The organism is Halalkaliarchaeum sp. AArc-GB (assembly GCF_031432225.1).
Classification (GTDB): domain Archaea; phylum Halobacteriota; class Halobacteria; order Halobacteriales; family Haloferacaceae; genus Halalkaliarchaeum.
The window spans coordinates 86,760-103,808 of sequence record NZ_JAVKGM010000008.1 but is presented as its reverse complement, the minus strand read 5'-3'; the positions used below and the strand labels follow the sequence as shown (position 1 = coordinate 103,808).

The window sequence follows — 17,049 nt, the reverse complement described above, 5'->3', positions numbered from 1 at the left end:
CGTGCCCGAGTTCGACCTCACGTCCGACCGACGCGCGAGGATCCCGTTCGCGCTGCTTGGCGTCCTGCTTTTGACGAGCAGCGTGGCGTACGGCGCGGGGATCGCAACGCAGGGACCGACCGAAGTCGATCGGTCGGTCGAGCGGGCGATCGATCGGGCGGACGGCGACGCCGACGCGGCCGTGCGCGATGCGGTGCGCTCGGCCGCCGCCGACGCCGCACGGGAACCAGTCACACGATCGACCGAAAGGGGCACCGACGCCGTCAGGCCGAACTCGCCGTTCCGGGACGCGCTCAGGATCCGGATTGGCCTCGCCGCCGCCGAACGCCTTCCGGGTGCGAGCGCGAAGGTCGACGACGTCGTTGCCACACCGGAACTCGGGACCGGGAACGACCCCACCGCCGAGAACCTGACCCGGGTTCGGGAACGGGTCCGGATCGAGGGAGTCGCCAACGGGACCGCCCTCGAGGTCACGATCGACGACGTGACCGTCGTCGCCGAGCGCGACGGGGAGGTCGTGGCACGCGAGACCCGCGAGGCCACCGTAACGGTTGCGACGCCAGTGCTTGCAGCCCACGAACGGACCGAACAGTTCGAAACCCGGCTCAACCGCGGCCCGATCGAGGGGCCCGGACTCGGTCGGCAGCTCACCGCGCGTCTGTACCCGGTCGTCTGGGCCCGCGGATACGGCCAGTACGCCGGCACACCCATCCAAAACGTGCTCGCGAATCGCCACGTCGAACTGTCGACCAACACCGGGATCCGGTCTGTCCAGCGGTCGACGTTCGGGACGGACGACCACCGCGGTCGGGAAGGCGTCCGAATCGCGGCCGCAAGAACCGGACTCGAGGACCTCCTTGCGCCGACGGAACTGGACGGGGAGCGGTGGAGTGACGTGGTCCTCGACGCTGGTGGCGACGACGCCGAGGCGACGATCCCGGAGGCGGACCAGGAACCGGCAGAATCGTCAAAAGCGGCGACGGACGTCGATCCCCTCCAGAACGACAACGACAGCACACTCCCGTCGGAGGCGGCCACGGACACAGCGAACCCGTCGCCGAACGAAACGACCTCGATCGAGGTCGGCCACACGGCCGACGTCGCCTTTCTGGAGGCACTCGACCGGATGGACGAACAGTTCCGGCGTACGTATCGAGTCGAAGGCGAACGAGTCGTCCGAATCACCGAGATCGACGCCACGCCGGTGTCGACGGCGGTTCCACCGGACGAACCAGCGAACGCGACAGCGGAGGGGAACGGGTCCACGTCGACGCCGGCGGGTTGGTCCCTGGCGAACGAAGACCGCGAAGTCGAGCATGCAGTCGTCGTGGAGACCGACCGACGCACGGCGACCGACGCGAGCGCGACGCTGACGGTCGAACGGCAGACGACGGTAAGTCGAACCTGGGTTGGCGGGAACGAAACCCGGGAGACGACCGCGACCGGAACACGGACGTTTCGGGCATTCGTCGACGTGTCCGTCGCTCACGCGCCGACCGACGTGGCGCCCGATCGAACACTGTCCGACCCGCTCGAAGATCCGGCGCTCCGGGACGCCAGCGAACGCGCCGTCGACCGGCTCGTGGACGACGACGACGGGTTCGAATCGATCGCACTCCGGGAAGTGAGCCGGCTCGACGGCGGAGAAGACAGAGAGCAGCTCGGTCAAAACCGGGTCGTCGTCCACGCCGATCCCCCGGCGGGCTTGCGAGATCGGGTGTACGACGACGTGCGCACCCTCCGTGAAGACGTTCGGTCGGTCGACGTCGAGGCCGAACGGGGCGGGATCGCGACCGGCGCCGAGAGCCCGGAGGCGGCGCTGGCAGAACGCGTCGACGACCGACGACAGTCGTTCGTGGGCGCTCCGGACCGATACGCCGACGTCGACGACCGCGCCCGTGTCGCCGTCCGGGCCGTCTTCCTCGAGGAGCTCCAGCGAGAACTCGATCACCGCGCCGATCGCGAGGCGGAGACCCGCGGGGCGCTCGCAGATGTACTCGAGGACGCCGGCGCGCCGGGGATCGATCGGCTCGAGGGGATCCGCGAGGCACGAACCGCACCGATGGATCGCGTGCCCGAGCCTGCAGGGGAAGACGGTCCCGGCGGCGCCGTCGCGTTCGAGCCGGTCGGCTCTCCTGGCTACCTCCCCCGGACGCCGATCGACGCCTCACACTCCCGTCCGTTCGGAGCCGACGAGGAGGAGCGACGAACGGAGTCCCGGACGCCGCTTGCGACCCGGAACGTGAACTACTTCACGCTGCCGCACGGGGAACTCGCGGACGGGATCGTCGATCGGGTGCTCGGAACCGGACGAACGGTGGACCTGGATCGGGCCGGCCGGACGCTTTCGGCGACGAACGCGACCCTCGAGCACGCGTCCGATCCGGAACTCCGGAAGCTGCGTGACGAACTCGCCGCCGAGGTCGAAGAGGGGATGAACGAGGCCCACCGCGAGGCCGACACCGTACTCCGTGAGGAAACCGACCTTTCCGCTCGGGAGCGACGGGAGGCGATCGCAGCTGCGGATCGACGATACGATGGGCTCGGGGAACGGGCGATGGCGGTCGGCAACGGCTCGTATGCCGAGACACTCGCGGCGGCCGCCCACGGACGGACCAGCGACGCCGGCCGAGCGCGAGCCGGTCGACAGCAGTCCGGCCCCGACGAGCTTGCCGTCCGCCTCCGGGTCGCCACCCAGCGGGCGGCGGATCGCGAGACCGCCGAGGTTCCAGACGAACCAGTGACCGACGCCGCGACTCGCGTCCGGGCGATCGCACGCGATTCGTTGTCCGACGCCCTCGAAGACGGGATCGAGGAGGGCTCCGACCGGGCCCGCGAACACTGGGGCAACGACGTCGTCGCGGCGACGCCGGCCGGCCTCCCGATCGCGCCCGTTCCCGGCTACTGGTACGCCACGACGAACGTCTGGCGGGTTCAGGTCCGCGGAACGTATCCCCGGTTCTCGGTCCGGGCCTCCGGCGGGACTGCCCACGAGGAACCGATCGAGTACGTCCGCGAATCCGGAACTGTCACCGTCGACGTCGACGGCGAGCCGGTGACGCTCGGGGAGACGGAACCCGTCACCTTCGAGACGGAGACCGCCATCGCGATCGCCGTCCCTCCGAAAGCGGGCGGGGTCGGCGACGTCGACGGCGTCGCGGACGAACGATCGCCGGGGTGGGAACCCGAAGAGTGACGCCGCAGAAACTCGACCCGTCGCCCGCAACCGTTTTCATCGTCGTTCCCCGAAAGACGGTATGTTGTACGACGCCGTCGATGACCCGTCCGATCGCACACCAGGTGAGCTACTCGCCGCCTACCGGCGGGAACTCGCGTCCGTCGTCGACGCCGTCGGGGTCGAGGCCGTCGCCGCCGAGTCGGGCGTCGACCGGGCGACACTCGAGGCGCTACGGGACGACGAACCCGCGGACCTTTCGGTCGAAGAGGCGGCCGCGATCCTGGCGACGACCGACCGGTTTCCCGGCGCCGACGCGGTCGTCTTCGAGCTCCGGGACCATCTCCTGATGGGGATGTCGGCGGCGGTGGTGGACGTCGACACTCTCGCCGCCGACATCGAGGCGGATCTCACCGGCCAGGAGGTCCAGCAGGCGCTGGAAGGTCGAACCCGATTCACGCTCGAACAGCTCGCGGAGATACAGGCGGCCATCGAACGGCGGACGTGATCGACGTGTCGAACCGAACGGCGCCAGAACCTGTCGACGTCGCGATCGTCGGCTGTGGCTACGTCGGGATCGAACTGGGACAGCGGCTCCTGGATGAGGGATTCTCCGTCGCCGGCGTGCGCCGGAGCGACGACGGACTGGCAGCCGTCGACGAAGCGGGACTGGAGCCGGTACGTGCGGACGTCACTGATCCGGAGAGCCTGAAAGCACTTCCCGACGCCGACGCGGTCGTGTTCGCCGCCTCCAGCGGTGGACGGGGCGCGGACGCTGCCCGCCGGGTGTACCTCGACGGGCTCGAGGCCACGATCGAGGAGTACGCCAGTCGGGAGTCGACTCCGGACCGGCTGGTGTACACCTCGTCGACGGGTGTGTACGGCGATCACGGCGGCGAATGGGTCGACGAGACGACGCCCCTGGAGCCGGAAAGCGAACGGGGACGAATACTCCTGGCGGCGGAACGGATCGCCCTGGAGGCGACAGCCGAACGCGGGATCGACGGGGCGGTCGCCCGGTTTGCCGGCCTGTACGGTCCCGGCCGATACCGGCTCGAACGCTATCTCTCCGGTCCGGTCACAGAAGGGTATCTGAACATGGTCCACCGGGACGACGCCGCCGCCGCGGTCGCGTTCCTCCTGACGGAGGATCTCGCACGCGGGGACGTCGTCACCGTCGTCGACGACGAACCCGTCGATCGCTGGACGTTTGCCGACTGGCTCGCAGACGAGTGTGGCGTCGATCAACCCGCAAAACGCACCGTCGAGGAGCGACTCGCGGGGGAGGAACTCTCGGGCTCCCGGCGGCGACGAATCAGCGCGAACAAACGCTGCTCGAACGACAGGCTTCGTGGCTTCGGATACGAGTTCGACTATCCGACGTTCCGCGAGGGCTATCGTGCGGCCGTAGCGGCGTATCGCTCCTGACAGGGATCCTTTCACGGTTGGGAATACGAACGTATCCTAGTATGAACCGCCGATAGGCAGGAAAAAAGCGGGAACGTTGATAGTGGTTCGTCGTTACGGGCCAGGTATGGGGTATCGTTGGGTGGGTCTGTCGGCGCTCCCGGACCTCCCACAGCTCGAAGGGCTCGTCGACGGGAGCCAACGCCAGGCGCTCGAGGAGACCGTTCGCTCGCAACCGGAGCTTATCGCCCTGGTGGCCGGCGGGATCCTGGCCGTCGCCCTGCTCGGTCTCCTCTATCGTCGGCGACGGCCAGCGGGGAAAAAGTTCCAGGAGGTTCTGGGCGAGTGTGAGGAGATCACCGTGCTGACGCATCCGAATCCCGATCCCGACGCGATGGCCTCGGCGATGGGCGTGGCGCTGCTTGCAAACCAGGTCGACACCGAGCCGACGATCCAGTACACCGGACAGATCCGTCACCAGGAGAACCGCGCGTTCCAGACGGTGCTCGACGTGAACCTCGAGCGGGTCGAGCACGTGACCGACCTCGCGACCGAGGAAGTGGTACTGGTCGACCACAACAAGCCCCGTGGGTTCCAGGGGGCCGACGGCGTGTTGCCGCTCGCGGTCGTCGACCACCATCCAGGCGAGGGGGTCGGCGCCGAGTTCACCGACGTCCGAACCGACTACGGGGCGTGTTCGAGCATGGTCGCGGAGTACTTCCAGGACGTAAATGCGACCCCGGTGCCGCCGGACCAGCACGCAAGCGAGGCGGGAACGAGACGCACCGTCTCGACGGAGACGTCGACGGGGCTGCTGTACGGGATCCTCGCGGATACGAGCCACCTGACCGTCGGCGCCTCCACCGCCGACTTCGAGGCCGCCGGCTACCTGCGCCCCGGAGTCGACGAGGACCTGCTCGATCGGATCGCCAACCCCGCCGTCGACGCCGAAGTGCTCGACGTCAAGGCGCGCGCGATCGCCGGCCGCCAGGTGAACGGCTCGTTTGCGGTCGCGGACGTCGGCGCGATCACCAACGCCGACGCGATCGCGCAGGCGGCCGACGAACTCATCCTGCTTGAAGGGATCACCGCAGTCGTCGTCTGGGGAGAACGCGACGGCACCCTCCACCTGTCGGGCCGATCGCGGGACGATCGGGTCCACATGGGAAAGACCCTCCAGATGGCGCTCGAGGAGATCCCGAACGCCAGTGCCGGCGGCCACGCCAGGATGGGCGGCGGACAGATCCCGCCCGAACCGGTCACCGACGGCGACACCCCCAGCGTGCAGTATCGCGACGGGCTGGTCGACCGGATGTTCTCCGCGATGGCGGGGGACGTCTGACAACGGGAGATTTTTGCACGCCGGGGCTCCACACTCGCCAATGACAGGCGCCGGCGAGGCGACCCGTGAGCTCCTCGACGAGCGGCCGGAGCTCGAAGACGCGGTTCGAGCGGTCGTGGAAACCGAAGAGACAACCGACGGTCCCTGGTCGTTTCACGACGTAGATGTCGACTCGGGTGCGTTCGGCGAGTTGGTCTCCCGCGGGGTCGTCGAGAAGGTCGACGGCGACTACCGCGTGTCGGACGTCGACGCGGTGGGTGCGGTGCTCGCGGGCGACTCCGCCGAGACGACGGCCGACGAACGACCCTCCCCACCGGGGATGCTGCCGGACGGCACCCCCGACTGGCGACGGCTCGTCGACCGACCGTGGACACAGCCACGAGCACTCGTGGGGCTTCTCGGGGTGCTGTTCGTGGTCGCGGCGATGCGGCTCACCCAGTACGGATCGGTGTTCCGCGAGGGTCGGGTGGTCTCGCCCGGAAACGATCCGTACTTCTATCGATACTGGATCGAACAGTTGCTCGAACTGTCGGCCGACCCGACCAACCTCGGGATCCTCGCCGAGATGCCCGGCGGGGCGACGGGCCGGCGCCCGCTTTCTCACGCAGTGAACTGGTGGTTCACCGCCCTCCTCGGGGGCGATCAAGCGGCCGTCGACGCGGTGGCCGCCTGGCTCCCGGTCGCCGCGATGGTCGGGCTCGGGATCGTGGTGTACGCGATCGCGCTCGTCGTGACCCGGGACGTCCGGGTCGGGCTGGCGTCGGTGCTCCTGTTCGCGATCGCGCCGGTCCACGCGGTCTACACGGGCGTTGGATTCCTCGAACATCGACTCCACCAGTACTTCTGGCTCGGGGTGACACTGCTCGGGCTCGCGTGGCTCGCAGTCGATCTCGCCCGCCGGGTCGAACTCGAGGGGACAGACGACGCCGTCCGGGCCCATCTCCGATCGCCGGCGTCGTGGCTCGTCGGCGGCGGACTCGGGATCGCCCTCGGAGTCTCGATCCACCTGTGGGGCGGCTCCCCGCTCGTGTTCGTCCCACTGGCGGCCTACGTCGGCCTCCGTGCCGTTCTCGACGCCCGGGCAGGGCTGTCGCCGGCACTCGCGAACCTCCCGGTCCTGCTCGCGCTCGGAGTCGGGAGTCTCCTGTCGGTCGGGCTTCACGAAAGCTGGGGCTGGCACTCCAGCTTCGTCGCGTACACGCCGGTGCTCGTGCTGGGCGGCGCGATCGTCGTGTTCGGAATCGGCGAGCTGTGGCGGCGCAAACAGCTCCACCCCGGCCTGTTCGTCGGGCTCCAGGCTGCCGTGGCCGCCGCCGGCCTGTTTGCGTTCCGGCGCCTCCGTCCCGAAGACTGGGTCGAAGCGCAGGGGCGAATGGAGGACCTCTTCCTCCGGGAAGGGTACACCGAATCCGTCTCGCTTTTCACCCCCGACTACGCCGTGCTCTTCGGACCGCTCGTCCAGATCGGCGTGGGGTTCTACCTCGCGGTCGGCGTGCTCGGGTGGGCGATCTGGCTGACCTGGCGCCGGTACGAGCCCGGGTGGCTGTTGCTTTCGGTGTACACCGGTTACTTCATTGCGCTCGCGGCGGTCCAGATCAGGTTCGCCGCACAGCTGGTGGTTCCGCTGTCGGTGCTCGGCGGGGTCGGCTTCGTGTACGCGCTGTCGGCGGTCGATCTCGCCCGGGTCCCGCGCCCGTTCCAGGGTGGCACGGGGGGCTCTCCGCGCAACGAGGGATCGAATTCCTGGCGCGAGGACGACGGGGACGACCGCGCCTTCGAACTGCCGGACCCGAGAATGGCGGCGTATCTGTTGGCTGTCGGGCTGCTCCTGTGTAGTTTCAGCCTGCTGTACGTTCCGAGCCTGACCGCCCAGACGACCTACACCGACGGCCAGTACGCGGCAGTCCAGGGGATCGACGCGCACGCGGAGGCGGCAGATCGGGAGTATCCCGACGACTTCGTGTTGAGCCGGTGGGGCGACAACCGGATGTACAACTACTTCGTCAACGGGGAATCCCGGGGCTACGGCTACGCCATGGCGAACTACGACGACTTCCGGTTCGGTGACGATCCAGACGGCTGGTACGGGGAGTTCGAGGATCGGGTCGGCTACGTCGTCGTCACCGACGTCGACGCCGATCTCCCCGAGGACACCACCCAGATCCAGCTGCTCGAGAAACGCGGAGCCGGCGGAGGGGACGGAGACGGGCTCGCTCATTACCGGGCACTCCTGCTCGAGGAGGACGTCGCCGCATTCGCGGTCGTCCCCGGTGCGACGATCGAAATAGAGGGGGAACCCGGCGCAGAGATCGACGTCGAGACGACCGCGACCGTCTCCGGCGAGACGATCGACTACCGGCGGACGGCGACCGCCGACGAGAACGGCACCGCCCGGGTGACGGTCGCGTATCCCGGCGAGTACGACATCGGGGGCGAATACGACGGCGGCACCGAAGATGTCGGCGGGGACACCGGCGACGACGGCGGCGGGACAGTGACGGTGTCGGAAGCCGACGTCGAGGAGGGCGCGACGGTCGCCGTCGAGTGAATTCGCTCGAAGCACCTTTACACGTCGTTCCCGTACATCGGTTGCATGAAAACCGGTGTGGCCCTTTTGAACTTCGGAGAACCGTCGCGTCCGGATCGGGACGTCGTAATCGAGTATCTCACACGTATCTTCTACAACAATGCCTCACTCGAGCAGGCCGACACCGAAGCGGAAGCCTGGGAACGGTCCCGAGAGCTGGCACGGCGCCGCGCACCGAGCCTGATAGAAGAGTACGAGGAGATCGGCGGCTCCCCGCTGAACGAACAGGCGACGGCCCAGCTGGAGGCACTGTCGGCGGAGCTGAAAGAGCGTGGCCACGAGGTCGAACTGTTCCACGGGATGCAGTTCATGGAGCCGCTGATCCCGGACGTCGCCGAGCAGTTGGCCGAGGCGGGGATCGAGGAGGTCGTCGCGCTGCCGATCTATCCGCTGTGTGGCCACTCCACGAACGTCGCCGCCCTGAACGAACTCGAGGACGCGATCGGCGAGATCGACGGCTACGATCCCGAGTTCGCCGGCATCACCGGCTGGCACCGGGCGCCGACGTACAACCGGATCCGGGCAGAGGCGATCGGGAGGTTCCTCCAGGAGAACGACCTCGACCCGAACGCCCCCGACACGGCGTTCGTCTTCTCGGCGCACGGAACGCCGATCCACTACCTCGAGGGAGGAAACCGCTACGACACCTACGTCGATGAGCACGCCGAAACGATCGCCCGAATGGTCGGCGTCGAGGAGTACGAACTCGGGTTCCAGAACCACTCGAACCGCGACATCCCGTGGACCGAACCCGAAATCGAGGACGTCATCGAAGGGCTCGAGGGCGAGGCCGAACGCGTCGTCGTCGAGCCGATGAGCTTCATCCACGAGCAATCCGAGACGCTCGTCGAGCTCGATATCGACCTCCGGGAGGACGCCGAGGAGGTCGGCCTCGATCTCCACCGCGTTCCCGTCCCCCACGACGATCCCCGTCTGGCCGAACAGTTCGCCGACCTGCTGGAGCCGTTCCTCTCCGGCTTCGAACCCTCGTACTACCAGTACCGGCAGTGCGAGTGCCGCGACGCGCCGGGGACGTTCTGTCTGAACGCGCCGCGCCCCGAGTGAGCGTCAAGTCGGAGAACGTTCCACCGGGCTACCGCTCGATCGACTTCGCCGCCTCGAAGAACGCCTCGACCCCCTCGACGGGCGTGTTCCGGTCGAGCCCGTGTCCGAGATTGAGGATATGTCCGGAGTCCCCGGCGGCGTCGATTACCTCGTGGGTGCGCTTCCGGATCGTCGCCGGGTCAGCAAACAGCGTCGCCGGATCCAGGTTCCCCTGCACCGGTTGATCACCGAGTTGCGCTCTCGCCTCGGCCATCTCGACCGTCCAGTCGAGCCCGACGACGTCGGCCCCGCTGTCGGCGAGCAGGTTCAGATTCCCGCTTACGTTCCGTACGTAGACGATGGTCGGCACGTCGACCGCCTCGAGCACCTCCCGGTGCAAGGGAAGCAGGAACTCCCTGTAGTCCGCCGGCGTCAACAACCCGGCGTAGGTGTCGAACAGCTGGATCGCGTCGGCACCCCGCCGTTCCTGATAGGTGACGTAATCGACGAGGACGTCGGTGAACGCCCGGAGGAGACGGCGAAACGCCTCGGGATCTTCGGCCCGCAAGCGACGGACCGCCGTGAACGATCGGGACGGAGTCCCCTCACAGACGTACGCCGAGAGGGTAAACGGCCCGCCGGCGAACCCGAGAACGGCTGCCTCCTCGCCGAGTTCGTCGGTCAATCGGTCGAGCAGTTCACCGACGTACCACAGGTCCTCTCGGACGTCGCCCTGCTCCCGGCGGGTGTCTTCGGCGTTCTCGACGGGGTTCTCGACCACCGGTCCGACACCCGATTCGAGGTGGTAATCGAATCCCAGCGGTTCGAGCACGGTGAGGATGTCCGAGTACATCACTACTCCGTCGGGACGGAACCGGCGCCACGGCTGGAGGGTGATCTCGGCTGCGACGTCGGGCGTCGAAATCGCCTCCAGAAAGGTGTACTCCTCGCGGAGCTCGCGATACTCCGGGAGGTACCGCCCCGCCTGACGCATCATCCAGACGGGAGGGCGTTCGGTCCACTCCCCGCGGGCGGCGCGGAGAAACAGCTCCTTCATACCCGTTGTTGGAACACGTTCCGCCTAACTGTTGTGGAACTGGAGAGTCGATCAGCTCGGCTGCACGAGGGGACCAAGTATTGGCAGAGATACACTTTTGCCGGAGTCGCGCGTCCGTTCGACCATGTTCCGGAAACTCCTCGGCGTGTTGGGATTGCTGTGGGTGCTCGCACCCGATCGGCTCGCGAAAGCGACCGAGCGGTGGGCCACGGAGACGCCCGGCGTCCCCGAACTCCGGTCGTGGGTCGTTCCGGCGATCCGGATCGAGGGGGCGCTGTACGTGTTGATCGCCTGGCGCGGCGGCGGTTCCTACGCCGCACTGAAGAAGTTCTTCGGGGGTGTCGGGCTGTTCGCGCTGGCGTACCCCGAACAGTTCGTCGATTACGGCACCCGGCTGGCGTATCGGAACCCCGAAGAGTGTGAGTGGCGGTCGGCGGTGTACACGCTGGCGCGGTTCGTGGGACTCGTGTATCTGCTGGTGGCGATCGACGAACTCCGGCAGAAGTAGTCGAAGATCGGGGACGGGGAGCGCCACCGTTCCCGACTGGGCGAACTGTTTTTACTCCGTAGGGCGAGGCAACGAAACGTGTTTGGAACGAGTGGCATTCGAGGAGCTGTGGGGTCGGAGGTGACGGCCGCGCTCGCGGTCTCTCTCGGGCGGGCGATCGGGAGCGAGCGCCGACCGGACGGCGACGCGATCGAAACCGCGGTGATCGGCCGGGATCCCCGCGAGAGCGGCCGGGTGCTGTCGGACGCCCTGTCGGCCGGGCTCCGCGAGACCGGGGCCGATGTGGTCCGGATCGGGGAGGCGTCGACCCCGACGATCGCCCGCGGCGTCGCCGTCCACGACGCCGACGTCGGCATTGCCGTAACCGCTTCGCACAACCCCCCCTCGGACAACGGGTTCAAGCTCTGGAATCCGGACGGCGGAGCGTACCGGCCGAAACAGCGCCGGCGGATCGAGCGCCGGATCCGGGAGGAATCGTTCGAACTGGTCGGCGCAAACGGACTGGGCGAGGAAACCGACTCGACGGCGGCGATCGAGACACACCGACAGGCGCTGGTGGACCACGGGCGCGAGAACGCCTCCGATGAGGCGCTCGCGGAGCTTTCGGTTGTGCTCGATCTCGGCAACGGCGCCGGGCGGGTGACTGCAGACGCGCTCGCGGAACTGGGCGTCGGGGTCGAAACGCTCAACGCCCAGCCCGACGGCCGGTTCCCCGGGCGACCGAGCGAACCGACAGCCGAAACCTGCGACACGCTCGCGGCGACGGTGGAGGCGATCGGCGCCGACCTCGGGCTCGCCCACGACGGCGACGCCGATCGGCTGCTGGCCGTGGACGAAACGGGACGGTTCGTTCCGGGAGACGAACTGCTCGCGCTGTTTGCCACGCGTGCTGCAGGGCCCGGCGAACGCGTGGCCGTCCCTGTCGACACGAGTCAGCTGGTCGCCGACGCGCTCGGGGACCTCGGCGCCGACGTGGAGTACACCGAGGTAGGAGACGTCCACGTCGCGGAGGCGACCCGAACGGAGGACGTCGTCTTCGGCGGCGAACCCAGCGGGGCGTGGATTCGCCCCGACCGAACCCGGTGCCCCGACGGCCCGCTTGCTGCGGTGGCGCTTGCGGCGATCGTCGCCGAGGACGTGGCCGCCGGGAGCGAGGGACTGAGCAGCCTCCTGTCGGCGTTCGAACCGTACCCGATCGTCCGCGACCAGGTGGAGACGGACCGCAAGCGGGAGCTGATGGACGTTGCGACCGACCTCGCCCGCGATCGGTTCGGCCCGGAGTCGGACGGCGAGACCGAGCTCACGACGATCGACGGGATCCGGGTCGACGCCGAGGACGGCTGGTTCCTCGTGCGCGCCAGCGGAACCCAGCCGCTCGTCCGGATCACCGCCGAAGCGACCACTACGGATCGCCGCGACGAACTGGCCCGGATCGCTCGGGAACTGCTCTCGGACGCAACCGACCAGCTCGACGATCAGTCGACTCCCGAACCGTGAGAACGCCCTCGGGTACATATGATTCCCTGCCGTCTACATCGTGTATGGATCGGAACTGTGACGGGGTGTCACCGGGAGACGCCGTCGTCGAATCGATCATCCTTGCCGGCGGGTTCTCGCGACGGTTCGGCGATCGGGAGAAACTCACCGCGGACGTCGCGGGCGAGCCCATGATCCGACGGGTCGTGCGGACGGTCGAACCGCTCTCGCGCCGGATCGTCGCGAGCTGCCGCCGGGAGCAACGCGACGGGCTGGCGGCCGCGCTTGGGACGACCGACGGCCCCGATCGCGACGTCCCGGTCTCGTTCGCGTTCGACGACAGACCTGACGGGGGGCCCCTCGCCGGGCTCGCGTCGGCGATAGACGAGATCGGCGATGACACGGACGCCACGCTCGTGTTCGGCGGCGACTTCCCGCTCGTTAAAACGGCCGCGTTCGAGACGCTGTTGACAGCGCTGGGAGGCGAGTTCGGCGAAGGACCGCCCGCCGATGCCGCCCTGCCATCCGTCGGCAGCCGGCTCCAGCCGCTGTGTGCGGCCTGCCGGACGGACGCACTCCGGTCGGGCGTGACGTCGCTCGAGCAAGTCCGCAACCGGGCGGTGCTTTCGGCGTTCGATCCACTCTCCGTACGGGCAGTTCCCGCCGATCAGCTCCCCGGCGGGGAAGCGTCGTTCCGGAACGTCAACACCCCCACAGATCTCCGCGAGATCACACAGACGATCGAGGCGGAAACACCGCCCGCAGGGACGGGAGCGAAACGGTGACCCCCGACGAGCCGAACCGGGGGTCGCTTTCGGTCCTGCAGGTCGTCGGCCCGAGCGACTCCGGGAAGACCACGCTCCTCGAGCGACTCGTCGAACGCCTCGGCGAGCGAACGGACGGCCGGGTTGCGACGGTGAAGGCGATCCATCACGACGTCGAACCGGACACACCCGGGCGGGACACCCACCGTCACCGAACCGCCGGCGCCGATGCGGCGATCGGCGTCACGCCGTCGCTGACGTTCCGGATCGCACGCGGCGGCAAGGGTGACGACGACGTGGCTGCACTCGAGTCGGTTCTCGCAGAGCTCGAATGCGACGGCTACGAGATTGCGCTCGTCGAGGGGTTCTCCGCGGCTGCGGTGCCGGCCGTAGTGCTGGGGACGACTGATCCGGACGACTCCGAACGGGAGGGCCACAGCCGGGTGATCGCCACAGCGGAGACCGCAGACGACGTGGATATCGAGGCGATCCTCGAGTACCTCACTCCACGGTGACGCTTTTCGCCAGGTTCCGGGGCTTGTCGATCGAACGCCCCAGTTCGTTTGCGACGTGGTAGGCGACGAGCTGGAGCTGCGTGTTCGCCAGCAACGGCATCGTCACCGGATGCGCCTCGGGAATCTCGAGCACCTCGTCGGCGTACCGCTCCACGTCCGAGCGGCCGTCCGTGACGGCGATCACCGGCGCATCGCGCGCCTCGACCTCCTTTACGTTCCCGACGGTCTTGCGGGCGATTTCGTCGTCGCCGGTGACCACGGCGATCACGGGGGTGTCGGCGGTGACGAGCGCGAGCGTCCCGTGTTTCAACTCGCCGGCGGGGAATCCCTCGGCGTGTTCGTAGGTGATCTCCTTGAACTTGAGCGCCCCCTCCAGCGCGACCGGATAGTTGTACCCCCGCCCGATGAAGAAGTACCCCGACGAATCCAGATACGTGCGGGCTACGTCTACGGCGTTCGATTCGTCGAGGATCTGCTGGACCTGCCCGGGGAGCTCCCGGAGTGCGGCGAGTCGCTCCCTGACTCGATCGCTTTGTGCCCGGTCACCCGATCGGGAGCCGTTCGCGACCGCCTCGACGAGGAGGTTCAACGCGACGAGCTGTGAAGAGAACGTCTTGGTGGCGGCGACGCCGATCTCCGGACCCGCCCGGATGTACATCGCGTGATCGCACTCCCGGGCCGCCGTCGATCCGACGACGTTCGTCACCGCGAGCGTCTCGACCCCCCGGCTCTGTGCCTCCCGGAGCGCAGAAAGGGTGTCCGCCGTCTCACCGCTCTGGGTAACCCCGATCACCAGCCGATCGCCCGTTGGCGGCGCCTCCGTTGCGTACTCGCTGGCGACAAACGCCTGCGCCGGGATCCCCCGATCGCGGAAGCGGCGGGCCCCGTACAGCGCAGCGTGATATGAGGTCCCGCAGGCGACGAACTGCACCGCTTCCGGGGGGTCCTGGAGGAGCGCGTCCAGTTCCGCCAGTTCGACGCGTCCCTCGAGTTCGTCGACGCGCCCCGAGAGGCACTGTCGGAGCGCGTGCGGCTGCTCGTTGATCTCCTTGAGCATGTAGTGGTCGTAGCCGCTCTTCCCGGTGTCCTCGAGATCCCAGTCGACGGTGTCGATCTGCTTTTCGACCGGGTTCCCGTCGGGGGAGGTGACGGTCCAGCTGTCGGGGGTGAGTCGCACGAATTCGCCGTCCTCGAGGTAGACCACCCGAGCGGTGTGTTCGAGGAACGCGGGGACGTCGCTGCCGAGATAGTAGCCGTCCTCGCCGATCCCGAGCACGAGTGGCGAGTCGTTCCTGGCGGCGTAGACGGCGTCGGTGCCGGCGACGACGGCGGCGATGGCGTAGCTACCGGAGAGCTGTTCGAGGGCGCGTCTGACCGCCGTTTCCGGCGGGGCTCCCGCCTCCAGTTCCCGTTCGATCAGATGGGGAACCACTTCGGTGTCGGTGTCGCTTTCGAACCGGTGGCCCTCCGCGAGCAGTTCGTCTTTCAGCCGGTCGTAGTTCTCGATGATTCCGTTGTGGACCACCGCGACCCGCCCGTCCTCGTCGGTGTGAGGGTGTGCGTTCGCATCGGTCGGCGGGCCGTGCGTGCTCCATCGTGTGTGGCCGATCCCGGTCGTGCCCGAGGGTCGTCGCTCCTCGAGTGCCGCCTCCAGCGCCGACAGTTCGCCGGCGCGCTTGACGACGTCGACGTCCACAGTTGCGGCGCCGTCCGCGTCGCTACCGGCGCCCTCGTCTGCGCCGTTCGCGAGCGCGACCCCCGCGGAGTCGTAGCCGCGGTACTCGAGCTGGTTGAGCCCGCCCACGAGCACGTCGAGTGCGTCCCGGCGACCGACGTACCCGATGATCCCACACATCAGCGAGTCACCTCCGCGCCGGCGGAGACGTTCCGAACAAGCCGGACGCCGACCTCGATCGACGCGTTCGGTCCGACCATGACGCCCGGCGAGAAGACGACCCCCGCCTCGACGGCGACCCGGTCGGCGAGCACGGCGCCGAGACGCTCGCCCTCGTGGATCCGGTCGTTCACTCGAACGTCGGCGTCGCCGCCCGGGATCACCGATCCCGGACCGAGCCGGACGTTCTGGCCGAAGACGGCGTCGACGACCGTCGCGTTCGCCCCGATCCGCGAGTCGTCGCCGACCACCGAGTCGCGAACCACCGCGTTCGCGTCGACGGTAGCGTTCGTCCCCAGCGCGACGATCGGGCCGACGACCGCACCCGCCCCGATCTCGCAGTCCGCCGACACCGCCACGGGCGGCTGGAGCGTCGCGTCCGGGTGAACTGTCGCGCTGTCGGCGACCCAGACGCCCGGCTCGCGTTCGGGGAGCTCGACCCATCCCATGTCGAACACCTGCCGGGCCGCAGTGAGCAGATCCCACGGATACGTCGCGTCCGTCCAGAAGCCTTCGGTTCGAACCCCTCGAACGCGGTGATCCTCGTCGGCGACGAGCCGCGAGACGGCAGCCGGAAGCGGGAGGCTTCCGTCCTCCCGCGGTGTCGCCTCGAGCTCGTCCAGGAAGGACGGATCGAAGCCGTAGACGCCGGCGTTGAGCAGCCGATAGTCGCCGCTTTGCGGGCGTTCGATCAGTTCGACGATCTCCTCGCCGTCGAGACGGACGGAGCCGTACCGGGACGCCTCCCGGCTCTCGACGACGCTCAGCGTCGCGACGGCGCCCCCCTCCATGTGAGCGGCGGCGACGTCCGCGACGATCGACGGGTCGGCGATCTGGTCGCCGTTGACCGCGAGGAATGGCTCGTCGATCGCACCCCGAACCTGCAGGAGGGCGTGGCCGCTGCCGAGCTGTTTCTCCTGTCGGTGATACGCCAGGGGAACGCCGCGGTACGTCGGGCCGAAGTGATCCTGCACTCTGGTCCCTTTGTAGCCGACGACGACGTGCAGTTGCTCGATCCCGGAGTCGATGAGGCTGTCGAAGACGTACTCGAGGATCGGCCGGTTGCCCGCCGGCAACATCGGTTTCGGCCGGTTTCTGGTCAGCGGCCGCAGGCGGTCGCCCTCGCCGCCCGCGAGCACGACCGCGGTTCGAAGGTTCATATCGGAGACACAGCCTCCAGTGCCAAAATACTACAGGGACGAGATACGGTGACGCGACACGTTCGTCACGTTCGATCGGTATACATTTGGGGGAGACTACTCAACCGTCGCGTACTGACA

The 17,049-nt window shown here is 68.3% G+C and carries 13 protein-coding genes; 10 read left to right on the top strand and 3 right to left on the bottom strand.

Features of this window, described 5'->3' with window-relative positions; translation table 11 throughout:
* The first annotated feature begins 1 nt into the window (after nt 1).
* The 6 genes from RH858_RS09635 (at nt 2) to hemH (ending at nt 9,576) form a co-directional block, all read left to right on the top strand.
* Nucleotides 2-3,196 carry a hypothetical protein gene (locus tag RH858_RS09635; protein WP_310561693.1) on the top strand — a complete coding sequence of 1,065 codons (3,195 nt, stop codon included), beginning with the start codon at nt 2-4 and terminating at the stop codon, nt 3,194-3,196.
* A gap of 61 nt (nt 3,197-3,257) precedes the next feature.
* On the top strand, nt 3,258-3,683 hold the full coding sequence (locus tag RH858_RS09630) for a DUF5791 family protein (RefSeq protein WP_310561692.1): 426 nt from the start codon (nt 3,258-3,260) through the stop codon (nt 3,681-3,683).
* A 5-nt stretch (nt 3,684-3,688) separates the two neighbouring features.
* Nucleotides 3,689-4,603 carry an SDR family oxidoreductase gene (locus tag RH858_RS09625; protein WP_310561691.1) on the top strand — a complete coding sequence of 305 codons (915 nt, stop codon included), beginning with the start codon at nt 3,689-3,691 and terminating at the stop codon, nt 4,601-4,603.
* A gap of 106 nt (nt 4,604-4,709) precedes the next feature.
* Nucleotides 4,710-5,924, top strand: coding sequence for a bifunctional oligoribonuclease/PAP phosphatase NrnA (locus RH858_RS09620; RefSeq protein WP_310561690.1), 1,215 nt, complete (start codon nt 4,710-4,712; stop codon nt 5,922-5,924).
* 40 nt (nt 5,925-5,964) lie between these two features.
* A complete protein-coding gene (locus RH858_RS09615; RefSeq protein ID WP_310561689.1) occupies nt 5,965-8,472 on the top strand; it encodes a hypothetical protein in 2,508 nt (835 codons plus the stop codon).
* 45 nt (nt 8,473-8,517) lie between these two features.
* Nucleotides 8,518-9,576, top strand: a complete 1,059-nt coding sequence (hemH, locus tag RH858_RS09610; RefSeq protein WP_259534896.1) for a ferrochelatase — start codon at nt 8,518-8,520, stop codon at nt 9,574-9,576.
* Nucleotides 9,577-9,604: 28 nt separating this feature from the next.
* Here the strand turns inward: hemH and hemE are convergent, their stop codons facing one another.
* Nucleotides 9,605-10,612 carry a uroporphyrinogen decarboxylase gene (gene hemE, locus RH858_RS09605; protein WP_259534895.1) on the bottom strand — a complete coding sequence of 336 codons (1,008 nt, stop codon included), beginning with the start codon at nt 10,610-10,612 and terminating at the stop codon, nt 9,605-9,607.
* Nucleotides 10,613-10,736: 124 nt separating this feature from the next.
* Here hemE and RH858_RS09600 point away from each other — a divergent pair, with 124 nt between their 5' ends.
* The 4 genes from RH858_RS09600 (at nt 10,737) to mobB (ending at nt 13,875) form a co-directional block, all read left to right on the top strand.
* The gene (locus tag RH858_RS09600; RefSeq protein WP_259534894.1) at nt 10,737-11,120 is read left to right on the top strand and encodes a hypothetical protein; all 384 of its coding nucleotides are present in this window, start codon (nt 10,737-10,739) and stop codon (nt 11,118-11,120) included.
* A 78-nt stretch (nt 11,121-11,198) separates the two neighbouring features.
* Nucleotides 11,199-12,617 (top strand): phosphoglucosamine mutase, encoded by a 1,419-nt coding sequence (gene glmM / locus RH858_RS09595; protein WP_259534893.1) that lies wholly within the window; start codon nt 11,199-11,201, stop codon nt 12,615-12,617.
* Between the two features lie 44 nt (nt 12,618-12,661).
* On the top strand, nt 12,662-13,381 hold the full coding sequence (locus RH858_RS09590) for a molybdenum cofactor guanylyltransferase (protein WP_259534892.1): 720 nt from the start codon (nt 12,662-12,664) through the stop codon (nt 13,379-13,381).
* Complete coding sequence (gene mobB / locus RH858_RS09585) at nt 13,378-13,875, top strand: molybdopterin-guanine dinucleotide biosynthesis protein B (RefSeq protein WP_259534891.1); 498 nt, start codon at nt 13,378-13,380, stop codon at nt 13,873-13,875. The genes RH858_RS09590 and mobB overlap by 4 nt, the downstream gene beginning before the upstream one ends.
* Here mobB and glmS read toward each other — a convergent pair.
* Both glmS and RH858_RS09575 read right to left on the bottom strand, forming a co-directional pair.
* Nucleotides 13,862-15,730 carry a glutamine--fructose-6-phosphate transaminase (isomerizing) gene (gene glmS / locus RH858_RS09580; protein ID WP_310561688.1) on the bottom strand — a complete coding sequence of 623 codons (1,869 nt, stop codon included), beginning with the start codon at nt 15,728-15,730 and terminating at the stop codon, nt 13,862-13,864. The two genes, mobB and glmS, sit on opposite strands and share 14 nt — an antisense overlap.
* Entirely contained in the window at nt 15,730-16,929 is a 1,200-nt protein-coding gene (locus RH858_RS09575) for a sugar phosphate nucleotidyltransferase (protein WP_310561687.1), read from the bottom strand. The genes glmS and RH858_RS09575 overlap by 1 nt, the downstream gene beginning before the upstream one ends.
* Nucleotides 16,930-17,049 lie beyond the last annotated feature (120 nt).